This is a genomic window from Streptomyces sp. NPDC047453 (genome assembly GCF_040643155.1).
Lineage (GTDB): Bacteria > Actinomycetota > Actinomycetes > Streptomycetales > Streptomycetaceae > Streptomyces.
On the sequence record NZ_JBEYTS010000002.1, the window covers coordinates 72686 to 86128 of the forward strand.

General features: G+C 67.1%; 8 protein-coding genes, 1 tRNA gene and 1 pseudogene. 7 read left to right on the forward strand and 3 right to left on the reverse strand.

All coding sequences use genetic code 11. The features are described 5' to 3' along the window. Positions 1-51: 51 nt before the first annotated feature. Positions 52-1473, reverse strand: a complete 1422-nt coding sequence (locus ABZ818_RS02865) for an OFA family MFS transporter (protein ID WP_361409786.1) — start codon at positions 1471-1473, stop codon at positions 52-54. Between the two features lie 310 nt (positions 1474-1783). On the opposite strand from ABZ818_RS02865, the gene sucC reads away from it, so the two are divergent. The 3 genes from sucC to ABZ818_RS02880 all read left to right on the forward strand — a co-directional run bounded on the left by sucC (position 1784) and on the right by ABZ818_RS02880 (position 4059). After that, positions 1784-2914, forward strand: a complete 1131-nt coding sequence (gene sucC, locus ABZ818_RS02870) for an ADP-forming succinate--CoA ligase subunit beta (protein ID WP_361409789.1) — start codon at positions 1784-1786, stop codon at positions 2912-2914. A 144-nt stretch (positions 2915-3058) separates the two neighbouring features. Beyond that, positions 3059-3143: transfer RNA gene (locus ABZ818_RS02875), tRNA-Leu, on the forward strand. Between the two features lie 313 nt (positions 3144-3456). Continuing rightward, the gene (locus tag ABZ818_RS02880) at positions 3457-4059 is read left to right on the forward strand and encodes a transposase (RefSeq protein WP_361409792.1); all 603 of its coding nucleotides are present in this window, start codon (positions 3457-3459) and stop codon (positions 4057-4059) included. Between the two features lie 88 nt (positions 4060-4147). On the opposite strand, the gene ABZ818_RS02885 is transcribed toward ABZ818_RS02880, so the two are convergent. Continuing rightward, positions 4148-6673 carry a S8 family serine peptidase gene (locus ABZ818_RS02885; RefSeq protein WP_361409795.1) on the reverse strand — a complete coding sequence of 842 codons (2526 nt, stop codon included), beginning with the start codon at positions 6671-6673 and terminating at the stop codon, positions 4148-4150. A gap of 70 nt (positions 6674-6743) precedes the next feature. Beyond that, the gene (locus ABZ818_RS02890; protein WP_361409798.1) at positions 6744-6962 is read right to left on the reverse strand and encodes a MauE/DoxX family redox-associated membrane protein; all 219 of its coding nucleotides are present in this window, start codon (positions 6960-6962) and stop codon (positions 6744-6746) included. 555 nt (positions 6963-7517) lie between these two features. Here ABZ818_RS02890 and ABZ818_RS02895 point away from each other — a divergent pair. The 4 genes and pseudogenes from ABZ818_RS02895 to ABZ818_RS02910 all read left to right on the forward strand — a co-directional run. Then, positions 7518-7921 (forward strand): annotated as a pseudogene (locus ABZ818_RS02895) (IS1634 family transposase); the annotation flags it as partial. 172 nt (positions 7922-8093) lie between these two features. Next, a complete protein-coding gene (locus ABZ818_RS02900; RefSeq protein ID WP_361409801.1) occupies positions 8094-8465 on the forward strand; it encodes a transposase domain-containing protein in 372 nt (123 codons plus the stop codon). 207 nt (positions 8466-8672) lie between these two features. Continuing rightward, complete coding sequence (locus tag ABZ818_RS02905) at positions 8673-9692, forward strand: helix-turn-helix domain-containing protein (RefSeq protein WP_361409804.1); 1020 nt, start codon at positions 8673-8675, stop codon at positions 9690-9692. A gap of 349 nt (positions 9693-10041) precedes the next feature. Next, on the forward strand, positions 10042-13431 hold the full coding sequence (locus tag ABZ818_RS02910) for a S8 family serine peptidase (RefSeq protein ID WP_361409807.1): 3390 nt from the start codon (positions 10042-10044) through the stop codon (positions 13429-13431). Positions 13432-13443 lie beyond the last annotated feature (12 nt).

Sequence of the window (13443 nt, forward strand, 5' to 3'; positions counted from 1 at the left end):
AGGGCCTCCCCGGAAATCCTTGGGGAGGCCCTCCGCGCGCGGTTCACGCGGTCACGCCATGTCCTCGCCCAGGGGCCGGGGGTTGGCGGCGATGCCGCGCCGGGACTGCGGCCTGCCCGGAGCCTTCAGGAACAGCGCCAGTACCGCCGAGGCCAGCCCGATCGAACCCGCCAGGACGAACGCGCCCTGGTAGTCCCAGGCCGCGACGACGACCGCGCCGAGACCCGAACCGACGAGCCCGGAGATCAGCTTCGAGCTGTAGACGATGCCGTAGTTGGCGGCGTTGTGGTTCTCCCCGAAGTAGTCGGCCGTCATGGCCGCGAACAGCGGGAAGATCGCTCCGCCGCCGAACCCGGACACCATGGAGCAGAACAGGAAGAACGGCATGCTGCCCATCTGCCCGGACACCAGCACACCGAACTGCGCCGTGCCGAGCACCAGACACACGATGATCAGGGTGTTGCGCCGCCCGCACTGGTCGGAGATCCAGCCGATGACGCCGCGCCCGGTGCCGTTGACGATCGCCTTCAGGGACATCGCGGTCGCCACGATCCCGCCCGCGAACCCCATGTCCTTGCCGAACGGCACCTGGAAGGCGATGCCGAAGATGTTGATGCCGGCCGTGCACAGCAGGCAGAACCACATCAGCCACATGACGGGCGTACGGGCGGCCTCGCCCGGGGTGTACTGCTTGACCGCCGGCGGGTTCTTCGCCAGCGCCCTGCGGATCTTCGGGTCGTCGGTCAGCTTCAGCGGGTCGACGTGAGCGGGCCACCAGTTCTTCGGCGGGTCCCGGAAGAACCAGCCGGCCGTCGCCACCATGAGACACAGTCCGACACCGACGCAGGCGAGCACCGTCCGGTAGTTGCTCAGGTCCATGAACGAGGTGAACAGGAACACGAACGGAACGGAGCCGTAGGCGAATCCGCCGTTGACGAAGCCCGTCTTGCCGCCCTTGCGCTCCGGATACCACTTGCCGACCATGTTCACGCAGGTCGCGTACACGAGACCGGCGCCGATGCCGCTGCACATGCCGAAGCCGAAGTACGCCACGATCACGTGCGGCGCGTAGGCCAGCGACAGATAGCCCAGCAGGGTGCCGACAGCGCCGAGCAGCATGGCCGAACGGGCGGGCAGCCTGCCGCTCTCCCGCAGCTGTCCGGCCGGGAAGGCCACGGCCGCCTGGAAGAACACCCAGACGCCCATCAGCCAGAAGATGTGCCCACTGCTCCACAGGTGGGCCTTGTGGAGGGTCTCCTCCGCCGATGTGAACGCGTATTCGGCGGAGCTGATGCCCATCATGCCCACCCAGGGGAGGATGACCATCCACCTGCGGCGACGCCCCATGATGTCGATGTCGGTCTCACCGATGCGGTAGACCCGCCCCCGGGAGTCGGTCACTTCGCGATACGAGCCGTGCGCCGAGCGGGCGTCGCGCGGCGTACTTCTGGTCGATAGGGGATCCGCGGTCATGTCTGGCCATCTCCTCGCCGTGTCGGTGGGGATCGGGGACGATGCGCCGGGCGTTCGATCGGCCCGGAGTCTTGCGGAACAGCGCCGTTGCGGCGCGGGGCGGGTCCGGTGCAGCCTGTGCGGTCGCGCGTACGGTCCGGGGACGGCCCGCGCTCACAGCCGGCCGCTCCCGGACTCGATCTACTCGCCGACCAGTCATTGCATACAGTCGACGAATACTGTATGAAGTTTGTTATCCCGCATCCCGCCAAAGGTGTCCAGGGGTTGCGCAGTACTTTTCAGCCAGGAGCCGTCCCGCACGGGAGCCGGAATGGACCTCTACGAACACCAGGCAAGGCAACTCTTCGAGGAGTACGGCATCTTGGTGCCACGGGCCGAGGTCACCGACTCCTCCAAGAAGGCCCGCGAGATCGCCCGCAGGCTCGGCGGCCGGGTCGTCGTCAAGGCCCAGGTGAAGACGGGCGGGCGGGGTAGGGCGGGCGGAGTCAAACTCGCCGCAGACCCCGCGGCCACCGAGCTGACGGCTCGTCATATCCTCGGCAGGGACATCAAGGGCCACCGGGTCCGCAAGGTAATGGTGGCCGAACCGGTCGACGCCGCCGAGGAGTTCTCCGTCTCCTACGTCCTCGACCGCGCGACGGGCGGCTTCCTCGCCGTCGCCTCGGCTCGGGGCGGCACGGAGGTCGAGGCGGCGGCCGTGCGCCGTCCCGGGCGGGTAGCGCGCGTCCCCGTCGACCCGGCCGAGGGTGTCACCTCGTCGAAGGCGGCCGGGATCGCCGCGGCGGCGGGCCTGCCTGCGCAGTCCGTGGACACCCTGGTCCGGCTCTGGCAGGTCCTGGTCCGCGAGGACGCCCTGCTGGTGGAGGTCGATCCGCTGGTGCGGACGAGGCAGGGCCGGATCGTCGCACTCGACGGCAGGATCACCCTCGACGGCAACGCCCGGTTCCGTCAGGCCCGCTGGGGGGTCGAGCACACCGAGCACGACGACCCGCTGGAGGCGGCGGCCGCGGCCCGCGGCCTCACCTACGTCAGGCTGGACGGCGAGGTCGGCGTCATCGGCAACGGCGCCGGCCTGGTCATGTCCACACTGGACATGGTCGCCGGCCGCGGCGCCCGCCCCGCCAACTTCCTGGACATCGGCGGCGGAGCCTCCGCGCGGCTCATGGCCGACGGGCTGTCCGTCATCCTCTCCGATCCGTCCGTGCGGTCGGTCCTCGTCAACGTCTTCGGCGGGATCACCGCCTGCGACACCGTCGCCGAGGGGATCATTCAGGCCCTGGACACCGTCCGGCTCACCCGACCGCTGGTCGTACGCCTCGACGGCACGAACGCGGCCCGCGGCCGCGCGATCCTCGACGAGCGCGCCCACCCCCTGCTCGAACAGGCCGCCACCATGGAGACGGCCGCGAGCCGCGCCGCGGAACTCGCCCGAGGGGGATGAGTCCGTCGCGCTCCGATCACGATCCGTGTCCACCGCCCCGGAGGCCCTCCCGGGGCGGATACGCAGGTGAAACGCACCCCGAAACCTTGGTATTGTTGTCCATGTCGCCGCGGGGAACACCCCCGGTCAGGCGGCAGACGCCTGGTCCGGGTGGCGGAATGGCAGACGCGCTAGCTTGAGGTGCTAGTGCCCTTTATCGGGCGTGGGGGTTCAAGTCCCCCCTCGGACACGACTAACGACTATTGACGATACGGTGACGAGGACCTCGACCTTACGGTCGCGGTCTTTGTGTCGTATTCGTAACTGATTGTGATGCCCAGGGCTTCATAGAGTAGGCCTTTTTGTCGGCGTCTGCCGTATGGATACGCTGTGCAATATCTCCAAGGCTTTCAGTCATCTTTCGGATCTGTTGCGCGTCGAGTGCGGACTCTGCGCCTGCCGAAAACCTCATCCGACCACCCATGAGGGCCGGGCCCCCTCCCCTGCACAGCCCGGTGGATTCTGGTTCCGGGTCCCGTACGTGCTCGGAGAGGAGGCCCTCAATGTCGGTCTACGTCGGCATCGACGTGCACCGCAAGCGCTCGCAGATCGCGGTCGTTGATCACGACGGTGCGGTGCAGGTGAATCGGAACGTGCCCAACGGGGTCGAGACGGTGCTCTCGGTGATCGGGGATCTTCCGATCGGAGCCCCGGTCGCCTTCGAGGCCGCCTACGGCTGGGGCTGGCTGGTGGAACTGCTGGAGGACTACGGCTTCGAGCCGCACCTGGTGCACCCGCTGCGGTGCAAGGCCATCGCCTCCGCGCGGCTGAAGAACGACAAGGTCGACGCGGCGACCCTCGCCCAGCTGCTCCGTGCGGATCTGCTGCCGGAGGCGTGGATCGCCCCGCTTCAGGTGCGCCAGCAACGGGCTCTGCTGCGCCACCGCTGCCAGCTGGTGCGTCTGCGCACGCTGCTGCGCAACCGTGTCCATGCCGTCCTGGCGGACTACAGCTGCGAGCGTTCCGGCAGCTACTTCACCGCTCCGGGACGCCTCCGGCTCGACGGCCCGGCCCGAACCACAACGCCCAACGCCGCGGCGCAGGCCTACGACCGGGTTCTGGACTGGTTCGGCAGGTTCGTCGACCGTGGCGGTCAGGGCGGCTGAACCTGGGTGTAGGCCTGGCCAGCCAGGCTCAGGCGAACCTGAGCCTGGCTGGCCAGGCCACGTGCGGCTGGACGCCGCCGGACCCTGCCTAGGGCAGCGTCCGCACGACGGCCAGCGTCACATCGCCGTCCTGGTAGGACACCCTGAACATGTGGTGGCCCGCGTTCAGGACCCGCCGTTCCGGCAGGGAACGGAAGTTGCCCTTGATCGAGTCGCCGCTCATGATCGTCAATACCGTGCCCGGAGTGAGGGTCGCGCGAATGTCCAGGTCGAGTTCGCCGTCCAGCACCAAGTCACCCTCGGCCCGCACGCTCGTGTAGTCGTGGTCGCCGGAGATGGTGATGGCGACGCGACCCGCTCGGCTGACGGTCACGTCGCCGCCGACGTTCAGGACGTTGCCGGGCGGAACATCGACGAGGGTGACGGACAACGCGGACGCCGCTTCCCCGGACGACAGACCGGGCTGCAGCACGCCGCTGTCGACGTCGATGCTGCCTGCCACGAAACCGTTGCCGCCGAGCGTGCCGCCCTTGACGTGGATCGAGCTTGCGTGCGAGCCGGTGATCGAAAGCTTACCGCCTTCAACCGTCGTGCCGCCCTCGTAGGTGTTGTTCCCCGTCATGAACAGCGTCCCGGAGCCCTGCTTGACCAGAGAAGCCGTGTAGAGGCCGTTGTCGATCTTGTGCTGAATGTGGGCCGCGCGCGCATCCATCCATTCCTTGCGCCACTTGACGGCGTCCGCATAGGTGATCTTGTCGTACACCTCGGGATGGCCGTCAGTAATAGCTTGGATGTAAGGATCAGCCAAAATGCCCTGAAGCATGAAGGCGTGTTCGTTAAGCGCGCCGTCCGGATTCAGCACGTTGGGGCCGAATTCACCGGCGTAGGCAATGCCTTGCTGCTTGTAGCCGGCCAGCCACTGCAGATCTTCCTTTTCCCTTTCCTTGATCGCGATCTGGCTGATGTCGTTCGACCAGACGTCAAGGGGCGCTTTATCCATGTTGTAGGTCATCGGGCTCAGGAACTGGCCGGGGCCGTACATGCCCTTGGCCAGATCGGGAATCCCCCAGCCCCAGCGATCGTCCGGAAGACCATCGGGAGCGGTCCAGGCGATGGATGCCCCGGAGGGGGAGGTTTGCCCGGTGCCGAGGAATCTCACGCCGTCCGACATCTTGTTGTTCGCCGTGGTAAACATCACCTGACGCACCTGCCTGGCGTCCATGTTCGGATAGCGGGAGAGCAGAACCCCCATCACTGCTGTCGCAACGGGCGTTGCCGGTGACGTGCCGCTTGAGTTTGAATAGCTAATATCACCAGCGCTGCTCGTGGTACGAACGTTGTTTGACGGGGTGGACACGACCCACCACTTTGCGAGCCCCGCCTCGTTATACCCGTACTGCTTTGTGTATTCGGGATTGGCCGCAGTGGGCGGTTGCACCCCGCCGACGGCTACCCACTGATTTTCCGCCCAAGGATTGAAGAAGGGATACGCCGGGCGATAATACGGGTTGCTCCAGTCGTTGTTGCCGGCCGACCTTACGTCGACGGCACCGCTGTCCTTGATGGCGTCCCAGATGGCGTCCATAAAGGAAAGCCCGGGGTGCTTCGGATTGTATTGTTCGCCGCCTACCGAATAGAATTTCTTGAAGATGAAAAACTGGTACTCCAGATCCTTCAGGGACTCGTTGGGAATCGCAGCCGCGTTTGCCGTGGCGCTGGCGCTGTCTTTGCCGCGCACTTGATAAGCGTTGGCGAGGTTGCCGTTGACTCCAAGATCGTTCCCGAGACCATCGAAGCGGGTTCTGTCAAGAGTGTAGACATATTGGCCCCAACTTTCGTTGATGACCTCGGCACCTGCGTCGACCAGGGCCTTATGGCCTGTATGAAAGTACACGTAATCATGGAAGGGACCGTGGGACATGCTATCGGAGCCGCCGGTCTTGGCAGCATGTATGTTCGATCCAAAGGCGATGCCGTGCTGTTCTATACCATCGCGCTTGCCGGAGATAACCCCAAGCATACCGGTCCCGTGCGAGTAGTCACTTGTTCTCGCCTGATCACCGGCCACAGTGAACGGATCGCCCGCAGTGAACGGGTTCGACGGGGTTGCCGAGGTGCGATAAGAGAAGCCGGACGTGGCGTAGACACCCTCCGCACTCACCGAACTGATCAGCTCGGTCTGAAATGCTTCGTGTGTAGCCCTGTAGCCCGAATCCATTATGCCCAGCGTGACGCCCTGCCCGAAGTACCCTAGGGCGTAGGCGGTGGACGCGTTTACCGCGACGAGCTGCCATGGGGAATCGACCGCTGTGCCAGGAGTAGAAGGATTATGGCCGGTAAAGTAACCATATTCCGGCGTTTCCCAACTGGCTTTAGCGGCCTCTAGTTCCCCCGGACTCGTGGCGACAAAGCCGGGGTCTCCCGGGTACGAATACTGGCCGGGGTCTCTCGGGTACGCCGACCCGCCGCCCTTATGGCCAGGGGTCGATGTCGGACCGGACTTGGACGATGCCGAGGCGAATCCGGCCGGAAACAACGCGATGCCTACTCCGGCAGCAAGGGTGCCTCCCAGCGGCCGCAGGAACTGCCGCCGACTTACGGACCTCTTGCTCATCTCCGACTCCTTCCGATGGGTCGATATCTCTAACGGACCGGGGCGGCCTGTTGCGTCCCAGCCCCATGATCTACACGCGCTGGTCGAGACAAAATGATGTGCCGCCGGCGCCGAGGATGACTTCGACGCCGGGAACGCTCCATGCCAGTGGCTCGACCAAGGCAGACGGCGCAAGCCGGTAACCAGCAACGGCCATTGCGAACAGACGCGGTGCGCGCACCTTTGCGGCGGCAGCCGCGATCAGAAGGAAGCCCTGCCACGTCAGAACGGCGAACTGGAACTCTCCCACGAGTGGGCCTCTCCATATGGTCATCAAATTAGACTGCGACAGAAGTCCCTCGTCAAGGGGGCAACATCTGTCCACCAGAAGCGGTTTGAGCGGCCGTCAACATCGATGCACATAACTGTCATGGACCGGGCCATGGGCTCCTCGCGGGCCGGATGAGTGACGGTCCTGGTCGAAACTCGGTCGGTGTTGAGCTGGGGTTTCATGTGGTGGCTTGGTTGGTGCTCGTTGGGGAGTCCTCCGAGACGTCTGCGGCGATGTATGCGGTCGGTTGGGGTGGGGAGTGGGACGTTGCGGTCGTCGGTCGGAGCTCGCAGACCGATCCCATGGTCTTGGTGGCTTCGGCCGGTGTTGTAGTGCTCGATAGAGGTCTGCAGCACGTGGCCGCGAAGCAGCTTGGGTATGACCCGACTTGGGCCGTGATCGTGGATCTCGGAGGATGCGGGTAGCGTTGACCTGCGGTTCTGTGCGTAATCTGCGCACTAAATCCGGGGCTCGTAGGGTGAGTCGGTGTCTCCGTACCTGCGCATAGTGAAGACCGCCTCGGGCGCGCGGGCGGTGCAGATCGTGCACTCGTCGCGGCGCGGCTCGCGCGATATCGAGCACATCGGTTCGGCGCACGACGACGCTGAACTGGGGGTGCTCAAAGAAGTCGCCCGGCAGCGCCTGGCTGCCGGGCAGGGTGAGCTGGACCTCGATCTGGTGCCAGCCGGCGACGCCGGTGGCGGGCCGCTGCCGATCATGTCGTCGAGGACGAATCACTGTGGGACGCCTTGACGGATGCCTACGACGTACTGGGCCTGCGCGACGCCGCACGCGGAGATGACGTGTTCCGGCAGTTGGTGCTCGCACGGATCATCGAGCCGACCAGCAAGCTGGATTCGTTGCGGGTGCTGGAAGAAGCCGGCATCAACCCACCGGCCTACTGCACCCTGAAGCGGCGGCTGCCGGTCTTCGCCAAGGACGCGGATGGCGTCCCGCCAGGTGCAACACCATTGCGTTTGCCGGCCGTGCGCCCTGTCAAGAGGGCGGGGCCTCTGGTAGTTCCCATGGTGTCGAGCCAGGGACGAGCAACCGGAGGTCCCGTTGTCGTGGAAGTCTGTCAGCGTCCAGTCCCGTGCGGTAGTCCCGGACGTGTACGCGCCCGGTCATCTTGGTGAGTTGACGCAGATCATCGACCCTGAGCTGGTTGATGCGGTCGTGGAGGGCACCGGCGCACGGGAACGCAGAAGGCACCTGCTGCCGACGCGCGTTGTGGTGTATTTCGTCCTTGCCCTCGCCTTCTTCGAGCGTTCGTCCGACCTGGCGGTGTGGGAGAAGCTCACGGCAGGGCTCGGCCCGCTCGCCGTGGACCTGGGGTGTGGACGGCGCGGCGGCCTCGGGGATCGGGCGGCCATCTGTCCCGTGCGCGTCGGCTCCGCCGCTGCGCACGGCTGTCTGTGGACGGCCGTTGAGGGCGGCCACGGCCCGGTCGAGTCGCGCGATCGCGGCCCGGCCTGCCGATGAGTGCGTGTCGTGAACGGCCCGGCCGCACACCAGGGTCAGCTCGACACGGGTGTCGCTGATGTCGGCGCGTCCCGGGTGGAGCGCTGCAGGGGCCTACATCCAATGGTGACATCACGACAGCGGGTTAGGGTTCGACCGAGGGAAATCCGCTTGGTCCATGCGAGCGGCGCCAGGGCCGGACATGGTGTTCGCCCGAGGAGGAGCTGGATGCTGCAGGCACTGGGATTGAGGCCGGCCGAAGAGGTCATCTACATGGCGCTGCTGGCCCGACCGGCAGCCTCGCAGGAACTCGCCCGGCAGACCGGACTCGAGGAGGCCGAAACCGCCCGCATCCTGCTTGACCTGGAGACACGCGGCCTGGTGGCGGTCGCCACCGAAGCCGAGAGGGGGGCATCTGACTCGGCTGAATGTGGGGCCGGCCTTCAGCCCGCCCGCTACCGGCTCACACCGCCCTCGGTGGCCCTGGCCCCGTTCCTGGTCGAGCAGCGCAATGCGCTGCACCAGGCCGAGAGCGCGTTTTCGATGCTCGTCGAGCAGTACCGCAGTACCGCTGTGCACTCCGCGGGCGGTGTCGTGGAGGTCGTCGTAGGCGTGGAGCAGGTCGCCCACCGGTTCCATCAACTGGAGCGGGGGGCCCAGCGGGAGCTGCTCGTCTTCCTCGTCGGCGCGCCCGTCGCGGTGCCGCGCGACGACGCCGACATGTCGGAGAGTTTCGCGCTGGATCGCGGAGTCGACTTCCGGGTCGTGGCGGCCAAGGACTACCTCGATGGTCCCGATGTGGCGAGGGATGTGCGGGCAGCCGTCACGGCAGGCGTCGAGCTCCGCCTGGTCGACTCGCTGCCGCTGAAGATGGTCGTCTCGGACCGGGAGCGTGCCATGGTGCCACTGGACATGGACTCCGGCGAGCCGAGCGCGATCGTGGTGCACCGCAGCGGCCTGTTGACGGCCCTGGTCCATCTCTTCGAAAAGGAATGGGCCGAGGCCCGGCCGCTGCACACCACCGACACGGGTGTGCACGCGGAGCCGACAGTTGATCAGCAGCCGACCGAGGGCGAACTGGAAGTGCTCTCCTTGCTGCTGGCAGGATTCTCGGACCGGCGGGTGGCCTCCCAACTCGACCTCTCCATACGCACCGTGGAGCGGCGGACACGCCGTCTGATGGACCTTGCCGGAGCGGACTCGCGCCTGCAACTCGGGTGGCACGCGGCCCGAGCCGGCTGGCTTTGACCTCCTCGGCCCGAGGGTCGAGGAGCCTTCGTCCGTTGGTGGTCACCCTGCGAGAGTTGTCGCCAACTCCTGGCGGGCTCCAGCTTCACCGCCGGCGGGCCCGTGGTCCGAGCCTGAATGCGCTCGCGCCCTCTTCAGCGAGATCATCCGGGCGAACGTCGGGTCGGCCGGGCGGATCCCCACCGTCCAGGCCCGAAGCCTCACCGAGCCGACGTGCCAACTGATGTGACCGCGTGACGGACATCCGTCATGCGGGAAACCCGCCACGCGCGCCGCCCCCACGCAATCCGCCTGTCTGCCAGGCTGCAGCCGCAGCATGGCATGTTCACGGCGTCAAGTAGGGAGATTCATGCGCCTCATAACGCGTATGGCCTTGGGCTCGGCGACCGCCGGCGTCCTGGCCGTCACCGCGGTCGTGCCTTCCGGGGCGGTGGATACGCAGCCTGACGGGACCTCAGGGAAGAGACCCGTCATCGGCAGCGGGACCGCAGCAACGGGCGGCAGTCAGGTGACGGTCACGCTCGTCACCGGCGACAAGGTACTGGTGACCACGGACAGGTCGGGTCGCAGTTCGGCGGCGGTGCTGCCCCGCGAGGACGGTACGCAACCGATGGCCCAGACCTATCAGATGGGCAAGGACCTCTACGTCTACCCGGAGGACGCCTCCCAGGCGATCGCCGAGGGCAAGGTCGACGAGCAGTTGTTCAACGTCACTGGGCTCATCCGCCAGGGATACGACGACGCACACACCGACACGCTGCCGCTCATCGCGACCTACCAGAACAGTGTGAACGTTGCGGCCAGTGCGCCGGCGGCTCCTCGCGGGGCCGAGCGGGGCCTGAGCCTCCCGGCTGTGGACGGCGTCGCGCTCAGGGCAGGCAAGGACACTGCCGCCGCCTTCTGGCAGGACATCACCAACACCCGCTCACGTTCCGGCTCCACGGTGAAGAAGCTGTGGCTGGACGGCAAGGTCAAGGCCACGCTGGACCGGTCCACCGCGCAGGTGCACGCGCCGGAGGCCTGGGCGGCCGGCTACGACGGCAAGGGCACCAAGGTCGCCGTGCTGGACACCGGGGTGGACGCCGAGCACCCCGACCTGGTGGGCCGGGTCGCCGAGTCCAAGAACTTCACGGACTCCCAGACCACCGACGACCGGCAGGGGCACGGCACCCACACCGCCTCCACCGTCGGGGGGTCCGGAGCGGCCAGTGACGGCCGCAAGAAGGGGGTCGCCCCCGGTAGCTCCCTGCTCATCGGCAAGGTCCTCAACGACCGAGGCTACGGCCTGGATTCCTGGATCATCGCGGGTATGCAGTGGGCCGTCGACCAGCAGGCCGACGTCGTCTCGATGAGCCTGGGCAACCCCACGATCGGCGACTGCAACGACCCGATGGCCCAGGCCACGAAGCAGCTCTCGCAGAACACCCACACCCTGTTCGTCGTCGCCGCCGGCAACGCCGGCTCGAACACCGAGACGGTCTCCTCGCCCGGCTGCGTGCCCGGCGTGCTGACCGTCGGTGCCGTCGACCGCGACGACACCACCGCGTGGTTCTCCAGCCGTGGTCCCGTGGCCGTCACCCACACCCTCAAGCCCGAGATCGCCGCCCCCGGCGTCGGCATCTCGGCGGCCAACGCCGGCGGCCGCGGCATCTACGCCTACCGGACGATGTCCGGCACCTCCATGGCCACCCCGCATGTCGCGGGCGCCGCGGCCGTCGTGCGCCAGGCCCACCCGGACTGGACCGCGCAGCAGATCAAGGCCGCCCTGGTCTCGTCAGCCCGCACCGGTGGCAAGGTCGCCGGCGCCGACCAGACCGGCGGTGGGGTCCTCGATGTGTTCGGCGCGGTGAACCAGAAGGTGCTCTCCGCGCCCGCCGTCCAGGCCGGCGGCTACAACTGGCCGCAGGATGCCTCGGACCGCACCACCGTGCAGGTGCCCTTCACCAACACCAGTGGCAGCGAGCTCACCCTGGACCTCAAGGTCAGCGGCGTGCACGGCAACGACGGCAGCGATGTCCCCTCCGGCACCGTCAAGTTGGACGAGGGCAAGGTGAGGATCCCTGCGGGGGCCACCGCTCAGGTGCCGCTGCGGATCGATCCCACCGTCCCTCTGAAGGACGCCCAGTACGGTGCGGTCACCGGCCGGATCCTGGCCACCGGCGGCGATGAGCACGTCTCCGTGCCCGTCACGCTCTACGTCCAGCCGGAGACGGTCACCCTCCGGGTCGAGGCCATCGACCGCAACGGCAAGCCCGCGACCGGCGCCTCCTCCCTGGACCTCGTCAGCCTCGACATCAACAAGGGCGAGCGCCGCAGCAACTCGGGTGCTGCCGACCAGACGTACCGGGTGCGACCGGGCAACTACGCCCTCAGCAGCTTCGTGGCGACGTACGACGCGAACAAGGCAGCCGAATCGGTCAGCTACCTCGCGCACCCGCAGCTTCGGATCACCCGTGACACCACCGTCGTCCTCGACGCCCGCAAGGCCCACCGGCTGAGCCTGCACACCGACCGCCCCTCGACGGTGAACAACACCACGTTCAGCTACGCCCGCACGTGGGACGACACCTGGCAGATCTCTGGATCGGTCACGGCCGCCAACACCGTCCAGAAGTTCTACGCGGACGTCGAGGGACGTGCCAAGAACGGCACCTTCGAGTTCCGGCCCACCTGGCGTGCGACCGGCTCCGAGAACGGCTCGTCCTACGTCTACAACCTGTCGTTCCCGACCCAGGGTCCGCTGCAGTCAGACCAGGTCTACAAGCCCAAGGACTCCGAACTGGCCCAGGTCACCGAGACGTGGAAGGGCATGGGCAAGGAGGGCGACTACATCGACGCGTTGTTCATCCGCCCCTCCTGGAGCGGCAACACCTACGTCGCCGTGAGCCCGTTCGGCACGGTCCATGTGCCGGGTACCCGCGCGGCCTACTACACGACCGGCGACGGCGCCTGGTACCACGGCGCGATGACCAGCTTCCCGTTTGCCGCGTTCATGAGTGACCACGAGCGCACCTACCAGGCCGGACAGCGCAGCGCCGAGGAGTGGTACGGCGGCCCCCTGCGGCCGGCCGCGCCACGCGACGCCGACGGCAACCTGATGCTGGCCGCCGAGCGGCAGGGCGACCTGATCGGCATCCAGACCGCACTCTGGCTCGACAGTTCCGGCGACCACTGGTCCTACGGCGGCTCGTTCGGCGACCTCGGCAACCTGAGGCTGAAGCGCAACGGTGAGCAGATCGCCACCAGCGCCTGGCCGGACGGCGTGTTCACGGTGCCGGACGAGGACTCCGCGTACGAGCTCACGCAGAACCTGGAGAAGATTCCGACCTCGGACCGGAACTGGCTGCGCTCCACCGCCGTCACCACCACCTGGAGCTTCCGCTCCCACCGGGAGCCGGACGTCTACTCGCGCGGCCTGCCGATCCTCTTCCCTGCGTACGACATGCCGGTGGACGGCCTGAACACCCTGCCGGCGGAGAACGGCATCAGGGTGGGTCTGTCGGTCGAGGGCCACGCGGGGTACACCCCGGGCGCGATCAAGGAAGCCTCGCTGTCCTACTCCTACGACGACGGCACCACCTGGACCCAGGCGCCGACCGAGCAGCAGGACGGCAAGTGGACGGCCGTCCTCGACCACACCGGCGCCTCCGGCAAGCAGGTCACGATGAAGGCCACCTTCACCGACGCCAACGGCAACGCGGTCACCCAGACCATCAAGCGCGCCTACGACGTGCGATAACCACACAGTCCG